The sequence below is a fragment of the Nocardia sp. NPDC102475 genome, from assembly GCF_055584605.1.
The window spans coordinates 135,292-150,662 of the sequence record NZ_JBVJLS010000017.1; the positions used below are offsets into that span (position 1 = coordinate 135,292).

General features: G+C 65.7%; 16 protein-coding genes. 4 read left to right on the forward strand and 12 right to left on the reverse strand.

Annotated features, from left to right (window positions below; translation table 11 throughout):
- Positions 1-82 precede the first annotated feature (82 nt).
- Positions 83-1,039 (reverse strand): EamA family transporter RarD, encoded by a 957-nt coding sequence (gene rarD, locus ACZ60G_RS28540; RefSeq protein ID WP_465813742.1) that lies wholly within the window; start codon positions 1,037-1,039, stop codon positions 83-85.
- On the opposite strand from rarD, the gene ACZ60G_RS28545 reads away from it, so the two are divergent.
- Complete coding sequence (locus tag ACZ60G_RS28545; RefSeq protein ID WP_465813743.1) at positions 1,038-3,464, forward strand: HAD-IC family P-type ATPase; 2,427 nt, start codon at positions 1,038-1,040, stop codon at positions 3,462-3,464. The genes rarD and ACZ60G_RS28545 overlap by 2 nt on opposite strands.
- A gap of 79 nt (positions 3,465-3,543) precedes the next feature.
- On the forward strand, positions 3,544-4,362 hold the full coding sequence (locus tag ACZ60G_RS28550) for a PhzF family phenazine biosynthesis protein (protein WP_465813744.1): 819 nt from the start codon (positions 3,544-3,546) through the stop codon (positions 4,360-4,362).
- Positions 4,363-4,376: 14 nt separating this feature from the next.
- Here the strand turns inward: ACZ60G_RS28550 and ACZ60G_RS28555 are convergent, their stop codons facing one another.
- Genes ACZ60G_RS28555 through lspA form a run of 3 tightly spaced genes read right to left on the reverse strand, consistent with a single transcriptional unit; the run spans position 4,377 to position 6,650 of the window.
- Positions 4,377-5,036 carry a hypothetical protein gene (locus tag ACZ60G_RS28555; RefSeq protein WP_465813745.1) on the reverse strand — a complete coding sequence of 220 codons (660 nt, stop codon included), beginning with the start codon at positions 5,034-5,036 and terminating at the stop codon, positions 4,377-4,379.
- Entirely contained in the window at positions 5,029-5,955 is a 927-nt protein-coding gene (locus tag ACZ60G_RS28560; RefSeq protein ID WP_465813746.1) for an RluA family pseudouridine synthase, read from the reverse strand. Before ACZ60G_RS28560 ends, ACZ60G_RS28555 begins: the two co-directional genes overlap by 8 nt.
- On the reverse strand, positions 5,952-6,650 hold the full coding sequence (gene lspA, locus ACZ60G_RS28565) for a signal peptidase II (RefSeq protein ID WP_465813747.1): 699 nt from the start codon (positions 6,648-6,650) through the stop codon (positions 5,952-5,954). Before lspA ends, ACZ60G_RS28560 begins: the two co-directional genes overlap by 4 nt.
- A 77-nt stretch (positions 6,651-6,727) precedes the next feature.
- Between lspA and ACZ60G_RS28570 the strand changes: the two genes are divergently transcribed.
- Positions 6,728-7,681 (forward strand): hypothetical protein, encoded by a 954-nt coding sequence (locus ACZ60G_RS28570; RefSeq protein WP_465813748.1) that lies wholly within the window; start codon positions 6,728-6,730, stop codon positions 7,679-7,681.
- 92 nt (positions 7,682-7,773) lie between these two features.
- Positions 7,774-8,241 (forward strand): VOC family protein, encoded by a 468-nt coding sequence (locus ACZ60G_RS28575; protein WP_357474891.1) that lies wholly within the window; start codon positions 7,774-7,776, stop codon positions 8,239-8,241.
- 55 nt (positions 8,242-8,296) lie between these two features.
- Here ACZ60G_RS28575 and ACZ60G_RS28580 read toward each other — a convergent pair whose 3' ends face one another.
- The 8 genes from ACZ60G_RS28580 to ACZ60G_RS28615 all read right to left on the reverse strand — a co-directional run bounded on the left by ACZ60G_RS28580 (position 8,297) and on the right by ACZ60G_RS28615 (position 15,271).
- The gene (locus tag ACZ60G_RS28580) at positions 8,297-8,746 is read right to left on the reverse strand and encodes a Rieske (2Fe-2S) protein (protein WP_465813749.1); all 450 of its coding nucleotides are present in this window, start codon (positions 8,744-8,746) and stop codon (positions 8,297-8,299) included.
- A 12-nt stretch (positions 8,747-8,758) separates the two neighbouring features.
- On the reverse strand, positions 8,759-9,343 hold the full coding sequence (locus tag ACZ60G_RS28585; RefSeq protein ID WP_465813847.1) for a DUF6529 family protein: 585 nt from the start codon (positions 9,341-9,343) through the stop codon (positions 8,759-8,761).
- On the reverse strand, positions 9,333-9,653 hold the full coding sequence (locus tag ACZ60G_RS28590; protein ID WP_465813750.1) for a hypothetical protein: 321 nt from the start codon (positions 9,651-9,653) through the stop codon (positions 9,333-9,335). Before ACZ60G_RS28590 ends, ACZ60G_RS28585 begins: the two co-directional genes overlap by 11 nt.
- Positions 9,620-9,988: a hypothetical protein gene (locus ACZ60G_RS28595; protein WP_465813751.1), complete on the reverse strand. Its 369-nt coding sequence runs from the start codon at positions 9,986-9,988 to the stop codon at positions 9,620-9,622. The genes ACZ60G_RS28590 and ACZ60G_RS28595 overlap by 34 nt, the downstream gene beginning before the upstream one ends.
- A 238-nt stretch (positions 9,989-10,226) precedes the next feature.
- On the reverse strand, positions 10,227-11,171 hold the full coding sequence (locus tag ACZ60G_RS28600) for an extracellular catalytic domain type 1 short-chain-length polyhydroxyalkanoate depolymerase (protein ID WP_465813752.1): 945 nt from the start codon (positions 11,169-11,171) through the stop codon (positions 10,227-10,229).
- A 122-nt stretch (positions 11,172-11,293) separates the two neighbouring features.
- Positions 11,294-13,222: an acetate--CoA ligase gene (gene acs / locus ACZ60G_RS28605; RefSeq protein ID WP_465813753.1), complete on the reverse strand. Its 1,929-nt coding sequence runs from the start codon at positions 13,220-13,222 to the stop codon at positions 11,294-11,296.
- Between the two features lie 52 nt (positions 13,223-13,274).
- Complete coding sequence (locus ACZ60G_RS28610) at positions 13,275-14,912, reverse strand: solute symporter family protein (RefSeq protein WP_387294986.1); 1,638 nt, start codon at positions 14,910-14,912, stop codon at positions 13,275-13,277.
- Entirely contained in the window at positions 14,909-15,271 is a 363-nt protein-coding gene (locus tag ACZ60G_RS28615) for a DUF485 domain-containing protein (RefSeq protein WP_465813754.1), read from the reverse strand. The genes ACZ60G_RS28610 and ACZ60G_RS28615 overlap by 4 nt, the downstream gene beginning before the upstream one ends.
- Between the last annotated feature and the right edge of the window lie 100 nt (positions 15,272-15,371).

Below are 15,371 nucleotides of genomic sequence, written 5' to 3' on the forward strand. Positions count from 1 at the left end.
GCTGTACCGTCCTGTCGAACTCGACAAGCGATCGCGTGGAAAACTGTGCTCTCACTACGAAGCCATAGCTGGGAAGGGCAGATCAGCGACGGTCTGTTGAACTGGCCGGTTCGGGCCGGGTGGTCCTGGCCCGACGGCGGCCGCGCACCAGTGCGTCGGCGGTGAAAATCGCCAGCGCCGCCCAGATGAGCGCGAAACCGGCCCACCGCGACGCGGGCATCGGCTCATGCGCGACGGCCACACCCCAGGCCATCTGCAGCGCGGGCGTGAGGTACTGCAGCAGTCCCATGGTCGACAGAGGTACCCGTTGCGCGGCAACGGCGAACAGCAGCAGCGGCAGCAGGGTGACCGGACCGGTCGAGATCATCAATCCGGAATGTGCGATGCCACTGGCGAATTCACTACGTCCGGTCATCGCGAATACGATCACGAAGGCCAGCGCGAACGGCGCGGCCACCAGACCCTCGGCCGCGATCCCGTGTAGCGCGTCGAGCGGAATCACCTTCTTCACCAACCCGTAGGTGGCGAATGAGCAGGCCAGTGCCAGCGCGATGAGCGGCGGTCTGCCGTAGTCGACGGTGAGCACGGCGACGGCCAGTGCACCCAGCCCGAGCGCTGCCCACTGTGCCCTTGCCAACCGCTCACGGAAGATCAGCACGCCGAACGCCACCGTCACCAGCGGATTTATGAAGTACCCGAGTGCGCACTCCACCACATGCCCGGAAGTGACGCCGTAGACGTACACCCCCCAGTTGATCGATAGTGCCGCGATGGCCACCGCCGCCATCCGCCAGGTCCGCGGGGCGATTCCGCGCAGCCCACCGAGCTGCCCGGTTATTGCCAGCACGACCAGCACCAGCACCAACGTCCACAGAATCCGCTGCGCCACCACCTCGGCCGGATTGGCGAAGGCCAGCAACCCGAAGTACGCCGGAAACAGCCCCCAGATCAGAAATGCGCCTGTACCGAACACAACACCTGGGACCGCCCTGCTTCGCTGCACCCTACCGACGGTAGTTCTCGGTAGCCTGGCGGTCATGTCGATTACCGTGCCCCAAACGGCCGTCACCGGGCTGACCGCGGCGGAGGTCGAGCAACGTCGCCGCGACGGGCTGACCAATGACGTGCCGGACCGGGCGAGCCGATCCGTACGCGACATCGTCCGCGCCAATGTCTTCACCCGGATCAATGCCATCCTCGGTGTGCTGTTCATCCTGGTGCTGGCGACCGGCTCGATCATCGACGGCATGTTCGGCCTGCTGATCATCGCCAATAGCGCGGTCGGCATCATCCAGGAGATCCGCGCCAAGCGCACCCTGGACCAGTTGGCCATTGTCAGCCAGGCCAAGCCGACCGTGCGCCGCGACGGACAATCGCTCGAGGTGGCACCGAAGGAGGTCGTCCTCGACGATCTGATCGAGCTCGGCCCCGGCGACCAGATCGTGGTCGACGGCACGGTCGAGGAATCCGCACTGCTCGAGGTCGACGAATCGCTGCTCACCGGTGAGGCCGATCCGGTGGACAAGCCGATCGGCGCGTCGGTGATGTCGGGCAGCTATGTCGTCTCCGGTTCCGGCGCCTACCGTGCGACGAAGGTCGGCCGGGACGCCTACGCCGCCGAGCTGTCCGAAGAGGCGAGCAAGTTCACGCTGGTCAAGTCCGAATTGCGCAGCGGTATCGACACCATCCTCAAGGTCATCACCTATCTGTTGATCCCGGCGGGTCTGCTGAGCATCTACAACCAGCTGTTCTCCAGTAAGGAGTCCTGGCGGCCCGCGGTCACCGGCATGGTCGCGGCGCTGGTGCCGATGGTGCCCGAGGGCCTGGTGCTGATGACCTCGGTCGCCTTCGCGGTCGGTGTGGTGCGACTCGGCAGGCGCAAATGTCTGGTGCAGGAGCTGCCCGCCATCGAGGGCCTGGCCCGCGTCGATGTGGTGTGCGCGGATAAGACCGGCACGCTCACCGAGAACGGGATGCGCCTGTCGGATATCAAGACGCTCGGCACGTTCGACGACGCCGAGGTGCGACAGGCCTTGGCCGCCATGGCCGCCGACGATCCGCGCCCGAATGCGAGCGTGCAGGCCATCGGCGAGGAGCTGACCGATAAGCCGAATTGGCAGCACACCGCGGTCGCGCCGTTCTCCTCGGCGAAGAAATGGAGCGGGTTCTCCTACGGCGAGCACGGCGACTGGCTGCTCGGCGCGCCCGATGTGCTGCTCGACGCGAGTTCCGAAGATGCCCGTGTCGCAGAGGAACTCGGCTCCGCGGGCCTGCGTATTCTGCTGCTCGCGCGCAGCGACCGTCCGGTCGACGCCGCCGACGCACCGGGCGCCGTCGATCCCGCGGCCTTGGTCGTGCTCGAGCAGAAGGTGCGCCCCGATGCCCGCGAAACCCTCGATTACTTTGCCGGCCAGCAGGTTTCGATCAAGGTGATCTCCGGCGACAATGCCGTCTCGGTCGGTGCGGTCGCTTCCTCGCTGGATCTGCGCGGCGGCGATCACGCGGTCGACGCCCGCGAATTGCCCGAGGATCGTGCCGCGCTCGCCGACGTGCTCGAACGTGAGACCACCTTCGGCCGGGTGCGCCCGGATCAGAAGCGAGCCATGGTGGGCGCCTTGCAATCTCGGGGCCACACCGTCGCCATGACCGGTGACGGCGTGAACGATGTGCTGGCGCTGAAGGATTCCGATATCGGCGTGGCCATGGGGTCGGGCAGTCCGGCCACCCGCGCGGTCGCCCAGATCGTGTTGTTGGACAACAAGTTCGCGACACTGCCGTATGTGGTCGGCGAGGGCCGCCGGGTGATCGGCAATATCGAGCGGGTCTCGAATCTGTTCCTCACCAAGACCGTGTACTCGGTGGTGCTCGCTTTCTTGATCGGTGTCGCCGGTGTCGGCTCGCAGATCTTCGACTACGAAGCGATCGGATATCCGTTCCTGCCAAGGCATGTCACGATCGCGGCCTGGTTCACCATCGGTATCCCCGCCTTCATCCTCTCGCTGGCTCCGAACAATGAACGCGCCCGGTCCGGATTCGTGTCGCGGGTCATGCGTTTGGCGATTCCGTCCGGCGTGGTGATCGGCATCGCCACCTTCGTCGCCTACCTGATCGCCAATGCGGGGTCGTACGACTCCCTGGAGCAGCAGAAGGAGCAGGCAGGTACCACGGCGCTCATCACCTTGATCATGATCGCGGTGTGGGTGCTTGCCATCGTCGCCCGGCCGTATGTGTGGTGGAAAGTGGTGCTCATCGGCGCATCGATCCTCGCCTATGTGCTGTTGTTCACAATCCCGTTCACCAGGCATTTCTTCAAACTCGACCCCTCGAATATCGGGCTCACCACCGCGGCGTTCATCTGCGGCGCCGTCGGCATCGTGCTCGTCGAGGCCGCCTGGTGGATCGCCGCCGCAGTTCAGGGCGAGAAGCACACGCTACTTCCGAGCTCACCGGGCGGGGGCGCCTGAACAACTGGACACCTGACCCGCCGCGCCACGAGATACCTTGTGCGAAGCGATCATTCAGGGTTGGAGTACCTTCTCGACTATGGAGGTACTGCTGCATCAGATCGACGCGTTCGCCGACGCACCGTTCTCGGGCAACCCGGCCGCGGTCATGCCGCTGCCGGCATGGTTGCCGGACGAGCTGTTGCAACATCTGGCCGAGGAGAACAACCTCGCCGAGACCGCCTTCTACACCTCGCAATTACCCGTCGAGGCGGGCGGTCCGCCCGGGGAGTGGCCCGCCGTCCACCTGCGCTGGTTCACCCCGACCCAGGAGGTCGATATGTGCGGCCACGCCACCATGGCGACGGCCGCGCAGATTCTCGAGGACATCCATCCCGGCGAGGACCGGGTGAGCTTCTTCACGCGCAGTGGTTGGCTACACGTCGACCGCACCGATGACGACGAATACGTACTCGACCTACCCGCGCTGGAATCCAAGGAGGTTACGCCCGATCCCGCGCTGGTGGAGGCACTCGGCGTCCGTGCGGTGCGTGCCTACACCGGATTCGACGAGGTGATCGTGGTGGGTTCCGAACGTGAAGTGCGCGAGGCGCGGCCGAATTTCGCGGCCTTCCCGCCGCTCGCCTTCGACGCGGTGATCACCGCGCCCGGCGACACCGTCGACTTCGTCTCCCGGGTCTTCGGTCCGGATCTCGGTGTGGTCGAGGATCCGGTCACGGGATCGGCGCACGCACAGCTGGTTCCGCTGTGGAGCCGCGAATTCGGCCGCGCCGAACTCAGCGCGCGTCAGCTGTCCAGGCGCGGCGGCAGGCTGCGCTGTGAACTCGCGGGTGACCGGGTACTGCTCATCGGCCGCTGCCGCCGGTACCTGGATGGTGTTGTGGCGCTGCCGGATTGACCAGTCCGGCCGCGCTACTGATCCGGGACGGGGCCGTCGTCCGTACCGGGCAGTGCGATGTCCTCATATTCGGGCAGCAGCGGAACGATCGCGAAACTGGTGGCGACCGCGTCGGCGGGCAGGGCCTGCACGGCGCGAATTCCGTCCTGGGTCGCCAGATCCCGGAGTTGGGGGAGCCCGCCGCGGACCACGAGGCCGACGGTGCAGGCGCACCCGGCGCGCAGGCGGGCCGCCGACACCGAATTGATGTGGTTGGTGCGATCGTCGGTCGCGTGCTGAGCCAGCAGTTGCCAGGCGGCATTGTCGGCAGACGCTACGGCCACCGCATTCCCCGCGGGCAGTTGAACCGTGACGATCGGAGTGTTCACCCGCGGTATCGACACATGGTGGCTGGCCGCCGCGATGCGCAGGCCGCCGCTATGTGCCGGAATCTGGTCCGGGGTAAGGGGTTCGGTGAACGAGACCAGCGCCCAGTGCTCGTCGCTATCCGAACCCGACAGCGAATCTCGTGCCCGCGCAAGGTAATCCGCGACATGCTCACCCCGTTCCGGACCGAGCCGGTCGGTCGAAATGCCGGACGGTCGCGGGGGATTCAGCACACCGAGCACCACGATCAGCACGACGAAGCCGACGGCCGCGACGGCAATGGCAATGCGGCGCAATGTTTCAGGCATTGCGCAACACGTCGAGTGCGTTCTTCAGATCGTCGGGGTATTCGCTGGTGATCTCCAGATACCGGCCGTCGGCCGGATGGTTGAATCCCAGCGAACGCGCGTGCAGCCATTGCCGTTCCAGCCCCAGCCGCTCCGCCAGCCGCGGATCCGCGCCATAGGTGAGATCACCGCAGCAGGGGTGCCGGATCGCGGAGAAATGCACCCGGATCTGGTGGGTGCGCCCGGTTTCCAGATGAATATCGAGCAGGCTGGCCGCCTGGAACGCCTCGACGGTGTCGTAGTGGGTAATGCTCGGGCGTCCGTCCGCGGTGACCGCGAACTTCCAGGCATCGCCGCGGGCCCGGCCGATCGGCGCATCGATGGTGCCGCTGCTCGGATCCGGATGTCCCTGTACCAGTGCGTGATAGCGCTTATCGACGGTGCGCTGTTTGAATGCCCGCTTGAGCACGGTGTACGCGTGTTCGGACTGCGCGACCACCATGACCCCGGAGGTGCCGACATCGAGCCGGTGCACAATGCCCTGCCGCTCGTGCGCGCCCGAGGTCGAGATGCGGTAGCCCGCCGCGGCCAGTCCGCCGACCACCGTCGGCCCGGTCCAACCGACGCCGGTATGCGCCGCGACGCCGACCGGCTTGTCGACCGCGACGATGTCATCGTCGGCGTAGAGGATCCTCATACCCTCGACCGGCTCGGGGTCGATGGTGAGTTCACGCTTCGGTTCCGGGAACTCGACCTCCAGCCAGGCCCCCGCCACCAGCCGATCCGATTTGCCCGCGGCGACGCCGTCGAGCTGCACCGAACCCTCCTCGGCCAGCGCGGCCACGGCGGTGCGGGACAGACCGAGCAACCGGGATAGCCCGGCGTCGACGCGCATCCCGTCGAGTCCGTCGGGTACCGGCATGGTCCGAGTTTCTCTCACGCCGCATTCCCCTTGCTGCTGGCCGCACCGTTGGCGCCGTTGTCCGAGGGCTCGTCCGGCTTCGCGGTCTCGGTGGCGGTCGCTTCGGGGTGGCCGTGTCCGGCGCGTGTGCCGTCGGGTTCGAACCCGAAGACCGTCAGCACCACCAGCAGGATCGCGCCGCACACGATCGAGGAGTCGGCCAGATTGAATACCGGCCACCAGCCGACGGCGATGAAGTCCACCACATGTCCCTGCAGTGGTCCGGGCGCGCGGAACAATCGGTCGACCAGATTGCCGAGCGCGCCGCCGAGCACCATACCGAGCCCGATCGCCCACCACAGCGAACGCAGCGTGCGGCCGATCCGGATCACCCCGATCACCACGGCCGCGGCGACCAGGGTCAGCAGCCAGGTCATGCCGGTGGCCATCGAGAATGCCGCGCCCGGGTTGCGTACCAGCGACAATCGCGCGAAATCGCCGATGATCGGGACCGGATCGCCCGGGGTCAGCTCGGCCACCACAATGGTCTTGGTGAGCAGGTCCAGGCCGAGCAATACCGCGGCGATGATCAGCAGCGTGCGTAGCCGCAACGGTGCGGCGGGCTTCCCCGGATCGGCGGTCGGGGTCGGATTTTCTGCGTCGCCGCTGGGTGGCATCGCGCCATCGGCGGGCTTGTCCTCGGGCGGCCGGTCGTCACTCACGCCGACCATCATCTCTCGAGTAACGATTTGCGCTACGCACGCGGTCACCTGCATGTCCCAGCTGACACTCAGGAAGCGGTCGTACTCTGATGCTCGTGACGGTGTTGTCTTCCTCCCATGTACCCCGAATCGCGCGCTCGGGTGTGCTTCTGGTGGTGCTCGCGGTCGGACTGTCCGCGTTCGGTGTCGGCTGTAGTGACGGTGCCGAGTCGCGCGTCGATTCCGACAGCACCGAGCCGGTCGGCATCGGCAAGGAAGTGACCGTGCCGATTTCGGCCGCGGTCGCCACTGTGGTCTCGGCGGGTGAGGAGCCGCGATCGCTGCTGCGTCCCGGCTATCCGGCGGGCACGGTGCAGCAGGTGACGCTGCGCACCGATCACCACATCGAGCAGCAGATCAATGATCAGCCGCCGAGCGATTTCTCCTCGCCCGCACTGACGATTCCGATGACGGCGCAGACCGACGGCGACGGTGTCGAGCTGACTCTCGGCGCCATTTCCACCCCGGATCCGTCGCTGGCCAAGGCGCTCACCGCCGCCGACGGCTCGCACGCCGGATTCGATATGAGCGAACTCGGCGCGATCACCGCGCTGCGGCTAGCCCCGGCACCGGACACCTCCAATAACGCCCGCACGGCTTTGGAACAGGCCTTCTACCAGGCGGTCTACCGTTCGATCACCTTTCCCGACCAACCGGTCGGTGAGGGTGCGGTGTGGACAGTGCAGCAGGAGGTCGACGGCGGTGTCGCACTCGATCAGGTGACCACCGCGACGCTGACCAAGCGCGAGGGTGACCGGCTGACCATCGAACTCGAGGTGACCCAGAAACCGAAGTCGCAGGTGTGGTCGCTGCCCAATAACGCGGGCACCCTCGATATCAAGGACTATGTCATGCAGGGCTCGGGCACGATCACCGTCGATCTCGGTCTGCCGCTGCCGGTCGCGGGCTCGATCACACTCGGCGGACACCAGGCCTACCGCGACCCGCGCAGTGCGAGCATGCTGCAGCAGACGATCAATACGCAGGTCACGTGGAACGAATGAGTCCGTAGCTGTTTGCTCCGATCAGACATGTCGCCCTCGGGTGAGGAATAGGCTCGCACCTGTCCGACAAACGCCTCGATCGGAGGTATCCCATGTCCGATGTGAAACCGATCCCCGAGGGTTATCCGGTGGTCTCGCCGGGATTGGCAATCGATGGGGCGGCGGCCGCCATCGACTTCTACAAGAATATTTTCGGCGCATCGGAGCGGATGCGCATGCCTGGTCCGGACGGCAAGATCGCACACTGCGAACTCACGTTCGGCAATTCGCTCATCATGGTCGGCGATCCGGCGCCCGATATGGATTTCCTCGACCCGAAGACGGTCGGCGGCACGCCGGTCAATCTCTACGTCTATGTGGAGGACGCCGATGCGGCCTTCAGCGCCGCCCTCGCCGCGGGCGCCAAGGAGCTCACCCCGATGACCACGCAGTTCTATGGTGATCGCAGTGGTGCGTTCGAGGATCCGTGGGGCCACCGGTGGACCGTGGCCACGCACGTCGAGGATGTGCCGCCGGATGAGATGGACCGGCGGATGGCCGAATTGTTCGGCGGGGCCTGAGCCTTTGTGCGATCTGCCGCGCGGTCGGTGTGCCGCGCGGCAGATGGCGCGCTGGTTATCCCAAGACGATCGAGTCGCCCTCGACGTGAACGGATTTCGGGGCGAGCGGCTGGTTGGCCGGGCCGTTGACGACCGAACCGTCGAGACCGAATTTGCTGCCGTGGCAGGCACAGTTGATGGTGCCGCCGGAAACCGTCGCGACCTTGCACCCCGCATGTGTGCAGGTCGAGGACAGGCCGACGAAGGAACCGGCATTCGGTTGGGTTACCACCACATCGCCCTTGATCACCCCGCCGCCGACCGGCACCTCGGCAGTGGTGGCGATGGCATTCGGCTGTCCGGCGGCGACATTCGGTCCGGTCGATCCGGCGGCGGCCTTGGGTGGCTCGGCCGCGTCGGTCTTGCCGTAGGTGGTGCATGCGGTCAGTGCGGCCATGGCGGCCGCTGCCCCGGCGCCCGCGATTACGGCGCGGCGGCGGTCGAGGACGAGATCATCGTTGGTCATATCGGACTCCGATCAGAAGGTGATGCCGTTGTGCTGGAAGAACCACAGGGCCGAGGTGAGCCAGAGACCGGTCAGCCCGGTGAGTACCAGGCCTCCCGCGACCGGAATGACCCAGCCGGGCAGGCCCTTTCGGGTCAGCAACAGCATCTTGGCGACGAATGCTCCATAAAAGAAGCAACCGAGCAGGGAATGGATGAGTACGCGGTTTTCGTAGTCCTGAAAACCCAAGGCGAACAGGCAGTGCACGGCGACCGGGACGGTGACGAGGACGGCGAGTCGGCCCGACCAGACATGCGCAGGTGCGATCCACGACGGGGTCTTCGGGAAGATCGCGCCGAGCTTGCCGTACATGGTCAGCGCGGAAAGCAATTGGAACAGCGCGAGTGCGGTGGCCAGGGTGGCCAGCCAGGTCTTCACTGCGACCGGACTGGAGAATCCGGCCACATTGATCGAAAAGAACCGTGGTTCATGCTGTTTCGCGTAGACGCCGAGTAGCACCGAAACCGCCGCGCCAGCGAGCAACGGAATGATGATGGCCGCCGCCGACGCTCGGCCCGGATTCACCCGGACCGTCGGCGCTTCTCGATCAGCCGACACTGTCACCACCACTTACCTTGTTCGCGGTTACCTTTTTGCCGTTGACAATGGCCGTCGCGTCCGGCGCGAGACCGACGGCAGGGGTGGTGGAGCCGTCGGGATTGCGTTGGACGCCGGTGACGCCGCCGTTCGCATCGACGATCCAGCTCTGGCGGGTGCCCGCCTCGCTGTAGACATAGAGTCCGGCGGGTGGTTGCACCGGATTCGCGGTGTAGTTCCACTGCTTACCGCCGATCCAGAGTGTCCCGAGCACCGCCTTGCCGTCGAAGGCGCCGGTCAGTTTCGCGTCGTCTTTGCCGGTGAGCTGCAAGGACCCGTTCGTGGCGGGACCTCGCACCAGGACTCGATGCTCTTGCCGTCACAGGCATAGGCGATGGCCTTGTCGCCCGCGACGGTGATCTCGAGTGTGATGGTGCCGCCGGAGGCGAGCGGGATGGTGCCCACGTAGTCGGCCTTGCCTGGAAATGGAACAGCCGCAGTGGTGGTCGGTAGCGGCGTCTGCGTCGTGGCCACGGGGGTGGTTGTGACCACCGCATTCGTATTCGCGGCCGATGGTTCGGTGTCCTTGGACATATTGATGACCAGTAGGACGAGGCCGAGTACGGCCACTGCCGCCAGGGTGAGCCACGGTCCCAGTCGTTTCATAGGGTCTCCTCGATGCGCGGCCACCAGGCGCCGCCGTTCGCATTGACTACGTGATGAACCCGTCGAACGGTTCAAACGGGGCACTCGCGGCAGCAATTCAGCGGCGTGTCTCGAGGCGTGTCGGTTCTTACCGCCGGGTCAGTGTGGCTGGCCTGCTAGCAGGAGGAATTGGTGCTGTCGAACTGGTCTGGTGGGCAACGGCTTTGCGAGTGGCCCGCGCGCAAAACGCCTTCGTCGACTAACAGGCTTGGTGGGGTGCGGTCATGCGGTGGGCGAGCAGAAAACGCATCAGGTTGCGCTGGACATCGATGCCCTTGTCGTCCTGAACGACGCGTGCCCCTATCGCGTGCTCGGCGAGCAGCGGTGTGGTGAATTGCGCCAGTTCACATCCGCGCGGACTCTGGTAGTGCTCGACGGTGAGCGGGATCGGAAGACCCGGTCCGGCGGCGAGAACTTCCTGCCCCGTCGGCAGGTTCGGCACCGAACCCGGATCCGCGAGGTTATCGGCCTCGCGCCACTGTGCGAGGTTGGTGCGGCCGATCACGTAATTGCTGATCTCGTCGAAGAGGGTCTGCAGGAAGTATGTCGGCATCGGGCGGGCACGTGCAGCCATCGCGTCGATGATCACCTGCCCGCCGAGTTCGGAGCGATACGGCGCACCGGCCATCGGGGCGATCGCCGCGTAGAGGTCCGGGTAGTTGGCGCCCAGATTGGTGGTCATCGCGCCACCCGCGGAGTATCCGCCGAGATAGACCCGCGAGCGATCGAGTTGGAATCCTTCGATGAGCGTGGTGGTGATGCCCGCGATGATCGACGGCTCGCCGCGGCCGCGCTCGCGGTCCTCGGCCTTGTCCCAGTTCCAGCAGTAGTCTTTGTTGGCCGCTTGGTCCTGGATCGGATAGGCGAGTACGAAACCCATTTCGTCGGCGACCCGGGTGAGCGAGAACCCCCTCGGCTGGGCCTCGGTGAGCGGGTCGTTGCAACCGTGCAGGTACACCATCAGCGGCCTACCCGCACTGCTGCCCGGCGGTACATGCAGGTAGTAGCAGCGGGTGCCCGCGGCGTTGGTGTAGCAGCGTTTGTCTGCCAGGGCTTGCGCGCGCGGTGCACCGAGCAGCTGACAAGTGGTGGCGATCAGGATGGCGCCGACGACAGCGCAGAGGCGGAGCGCGGCAATTCGCACGTCGGAATTCTAGCCGGGTGCCGAGTTTGCGCCGCGATCTCGGCGGCGAGTCCGCCGAGGCGGCGGGGCGGACCCGGTCCCCCTCATCGTCGTGGTGGCCGGGTCCGCCGTGGGGGCGGCGCCTATCCGCGGGCGATGGCCTCGAAGACCAACGGATCGACGAGGGTCGACGTATCGCCGAGTTCTCGACCCTCTGCGACATCGCGGAGCAGGCGGCGCATGATTTTGCCGCTGCGGGTTTTCGGGAGTTCCGCAACGATATGGATCTCCCTCGGTCGGGCAATGGGGCTGATCTCCTGGGAGACAGCGGCTTTCAGCTCACCGATCAGCGCATCGCCGGAATTGTGCGCGCCCGCGGTGAGAATGACGAAGGCGACGATGGCCTGCCCGGTGGTCGCATCGCTCGCGCCGACCACCGCGGCCTCGGCGACCGAGGCATGTCCGACGAGCGCGGATTCGACCTCGGCGGTGGAGATCCGGTGACCGGAGACATTCATGACATCGTCGACCCGGCCGAGCACCCAGAGGTCGCCGCCGTCGTCGAACTTGGCGCCATCACCGGCGAAATACCAGCCGCGGTCGGCGAATCGGTCCCAGTACGTCTCGCGGAACCGGTCCATATCACCCCAGATACCGCGCAGCATCGAGGGCCACGGTTGATCCAGCACCAGCAGTCCGGAGCGGCCGTGCGCGAGTTCGGCGCCGTCGTCGTCGACGATCTTCGCGGAGATGCCGGGCAGCGGGGTCATCGCCGCACCCGGTTTGGTTGCCGTCACACCGGGCAGCGGGGAGATCATGATGGCGCCGGTCTCGGTCTGCCACCAGGTGTCCACGATGGGAGTCCGATTGCCGCCCAATACCTCTCGGTACCAGCGCCAGGCCTCCGGATTGATCGGCTCGCCGACGCTGCCGAGCAGTCGCAGCGAGGACAGGTCGTGCGCGTCCGGAATCTCGCGACCCCACTTCATGAAGGTCCGCACCAGGGTGGGGGCGGTGTAATAGATGGTGACGCCGTACTTTTCGATGATGTCGAAATGCCGGTGCTCATCGGGGGAGTTCGGGGTGCCCTCATAGACGACCTGGGTCGTGCGGTTGGCCAGCGGTCCGTAGACGATATAGCTGTGTCCGGTGACCCAGCCGATATCGGCGGTGCACCAGTAAACGTCCTGTCCCGCACGATGATCGAAGACGTTGTGGTGGGTATAGGCGGCCTGGGTGAGATAGCCGCCGGTGGTGTGCAGGATGCCCTTGGGTTTTCCGGTGGTGCCCGAGGTATAGAGGATGAACAGCGGATGTTCGGCGTCGAAGGCCTGCGCCTCGTGATCGGGGGACGCGTCGGTGATCGTGTCGTGCCACCACAGATCGCGGCCCTCGGTCCACGGCACCTCGATGTTGGTGCGCCGCACCACGAGTACGTGCTCGACGGTGTGCTCGCCATCGGCAAGCGCCTCGTCGACCGCGGCCTTCAGCGGTGCGGCGGTACCGCGCCGCCACTGCCCATCGGTGGTGATCACCAGACGCGCCCCGGCATCGTCGACCCGCTGGCGCAGGGCAGTCGGTGAGAATCCGGCGAATACCACCGAATGGGTGAGCCCGAGCCGGGCGCAGGCCAGCATGGCGACGATCGCCTCCGGCACCATCGGCATGTAGATGGCGACGCGATCGCCGGTCCGCAGCCCGAGCTCCGTGAAATAGTTTGCCGCCCTGGATACTTCGGCGAGTAACTCGCCATAGGTGATATCGCGGGAGTCGCCCGGCTCGCCCTCCCAATGGATGGCCACCTGCTCGCCGTACCCGTCGAGTACGTGCCGGTCCACACAGTTGTAGGCGACATTGAGTTTGCCGTCGACGAACCATTTCGCGACCGGCGCGTCGCTCCAGTCGAGGACCCGGGTCCACGGCCGATGCCAATGCAACCGTCGAGCCTGTTCGGCCCAGAACTCCAGCCGATCCGCGGCGGCGCGATCGTACAGTGCCGCATCGGCATTGGCGCTCGCGGCGAATGCCGCATCCGGCGGGTAGGTGGTCGGGTCGGTGGTTGCACTGGTCAACGTCGATCTATCCTCTCGAAACAACAAGGGCGGCAAGCTCAGTCGGATTCGGTCAGTGCACGACCGCCTTCTCCGCGCCGACACCGGTGAGCGAGCGAACCTCCATCTCGGCCTGCTTCGCCGGATCCTCCGGCTTACGCCCGCCCAGGAAGGTGCCGACCACACCGAGTACGAAAGCAAGTGGGATGGAGACGATTCCCGGATTCGACAGCGGGAACCAATCGAAATCCGATCCCGGAATCATCGAGGTCTTCGTCCCGGATACCGCGGGGGAGAACACGATCAGCACAATGGTCGAGATCAGGCCGCCGTACATGCTGAACAGGGCGCCGGTGGTGTTGAACCGCTTCCAGAACAGCGAGTACACGATGGTCGGCAGATTCGCCGCCGCCGCGACCGCGAAGGCCAGCGCCACCAGGAAGGCGATGTTCTGGCCGTTGGCCAGGATGCCGAGGCCGATGGCCAGCGCACCGATCACCACCGCGGTGATCCGGGATACCCTGACCTGCTTGTTCTCGTCGACCTGCCCCTTCTTGATCACGCTCGCGTAGATATCGTGCGCGAACGATGCCGATGCGGTGATGGTCAGGCCCGCGACGACCGCGAGGATGGTGGCGAACGCGACCGCGGAAATGATGCCGAGCAGGATTACGCCGCCGAGTTCGAAGGCCAGCAACGGCGCCGCCGAATTCTGCCCGCCCGCCGCGGCGAGAATGCGATCCGGTCCGACAATGGCGGCCGCACCATAACCGAGCACCAGGGTGAACAGGTAGAACGCACCGATCAGGCCGATCGCCCAAACCACCGAGCGCCGTGCCTCTTTCGCGGTCGGCACCGTGTAGAAGCGCATCAGTACATGCGGCAGACCCGCGGTGCCGAGCACCAGCGCCAGGCCGAGCGAGACGAAGTTCAGCTTGGAGGTCGCGCTGCCGCCGTATTGGGCGCCGGGGGCGAGCACGTCACGGGCGGCTACGCCCTTGGTCTTGGAACCGTGCACCGCATCCTGTGCCGAGCCGAGGATGTCGGAAAAGTTGAAGCCGAACTTGGCGAACACCATCACCGTCATCAGCGCCGCGCCGGTGATGAGCAGCACCGCCTTGATGATCTGCACCCACGTGGTGCCCTTCATGCCACCGACCAGCACGTACACGATCATCAGCACGCCGACGACGGCAATGACGATGCTCTGTCCGGTCTTATCGGAGATATCGAGCAGCAGCGCGACCAGACCGCCCGCGCCCGCCATCTGCGCGAGCAGATAGAACAGTGAGACCGCGAGCGTGGTCAGCGCGGCGGCGGTGCGGACCGGGCCTTCTTTGAGCCGGAAGCTCAGCACATCGGCCATGGTGAATTTACCGGTGTTCCTGAGCATTTCGGCGACCAGCAGGAGTGCGACCAGCCAGGCCACCAGGAAGCCGATCGAGTACAGGAACCCGTCGTAGCCGTATACCGCGATCGCGCCCGCGATGCCGAGAAAGCTTGCGGCGGAAAGGTAATCGCCCGCGATGGCAATGCCGTTCTGCGGGCCGGTGAAGCCGCGGCCGCCGGTGAAATAGTCGGCGGCGGTGCGATTATTGCGGCTGGCCCGGATCACCACGATCATCGTGATCGCCACGAACAGGCCGAATATGGCGATATTCGCGGCCGGGTTGCCGACCTTCTCGGCGGCGGACAGATATTGGATGCTCACGCCTGGTCTCCCTCGAGGTAGTTGCGGATCGACGCGGCGCGCGGATCCAGTTCCTTGTTGGCGAACCGGACATACAGCCAGGTGATCACGAACGTCGAGACGAATTGCCCGAGGCCGAGCAGCAGGCCGAGATTGACATTGCCGATGACCTCGGTGGCCATGAAGTCGTGCGCGTAGGCGCCGAGCAACACATAGCTCAGGTACCAGACCAGGAACAGTGCGGTCATCGGAAAGATGAAGCGGCGCAACCGGCTTCGCAATTCCTGGAACTGGGGACTCGACTGGACGGCGGCGAAATCCTCCGCTGTCGGCGTGCGCCGCGGTGGCGTGCCATCTTTGTCGAGGTCGATACTGGTCATCGCAGGGTCCTAGCGTGTGACGTGACTTACTGTCCGCCGACCATAAGGGGACCCTCGTGAGGGATTCATGATGTGGCGTGGATCACTCTGTGAAGGCGCC

Bases quoted from the DNA above. Each gene is read 5' to 3' on its own strand.
- rarD (WP_465813742.1), bottom strand. From the start codon at position 1,039: ATGACCGCCAGGCTACCGAGAACTACCGTCGGTAGGGTGCAGCGAAGC.
- ACZ60G_RS28555 (WP_465813745.1), bottom strand. From the start codon at position 5,036: ATGCCTGAAACATTGCGCCGCATTGCCATTGCCGTCGCGGCCGTCGGC.
- ACZ60G_RS28580 (WP_465813749.1), bottom strand. From the start codon at position 8,746: ATGACCAACGATGATCTCGTCCTCGACCGCCGCCGCGCCGTAATCGCG.
- ACZ60G_RS28615 (WP_465813754.1), bottom strand. From the start codon at position 15,271: ATGACCAGTATCGACCTCGACAAAGATGGCACGCCACCGCGGCGCACG.
- ACZ60G_RS28570 (WP_465813748.1), top strand. From the start codon at position 6,728: ATGCTCGTGACGGTGTTGTCTTCCTCCCATGTACCCCGAATCGCGCGC.
- ACZ60G_RS28575 (WP_357474891.1), top strand. From the start codon at position 7,774: ATGTCCGATGTGAAACCGATCCCCGAGGGTTATCCGGTGGTCTCGCCG.
- ACZ60G_RS28550 (WP_465813744.1), top strand. From the start codon at position 3,544: ATGGAGGTACTGCTGCATCAGATCGACGCGTTCGCCGACGCACCGTTC.
- ACZ60G_RS28545 (WP_465813743.1), top strand. From the start codon at position 1,038: ATGTCGATTACCGTGCCCCAAACGGCCGTCACCGGGCTGACCGCGGCG.
- ACZ60G_RS28595 (WP_465813751.1), bottom strand. From the start codon at position 9,988: ATGAAACGACTGGGACCGTGGCTCACCCTGGCGGCAGTGGCCGTACTC.
- lspA (WP_465813747.1), bottom strand. From the start codon at position 6,650: ATGATGGTCGGCGTGAGTGACGACCGGCCGCCCGAGGACAAGCCCGCC.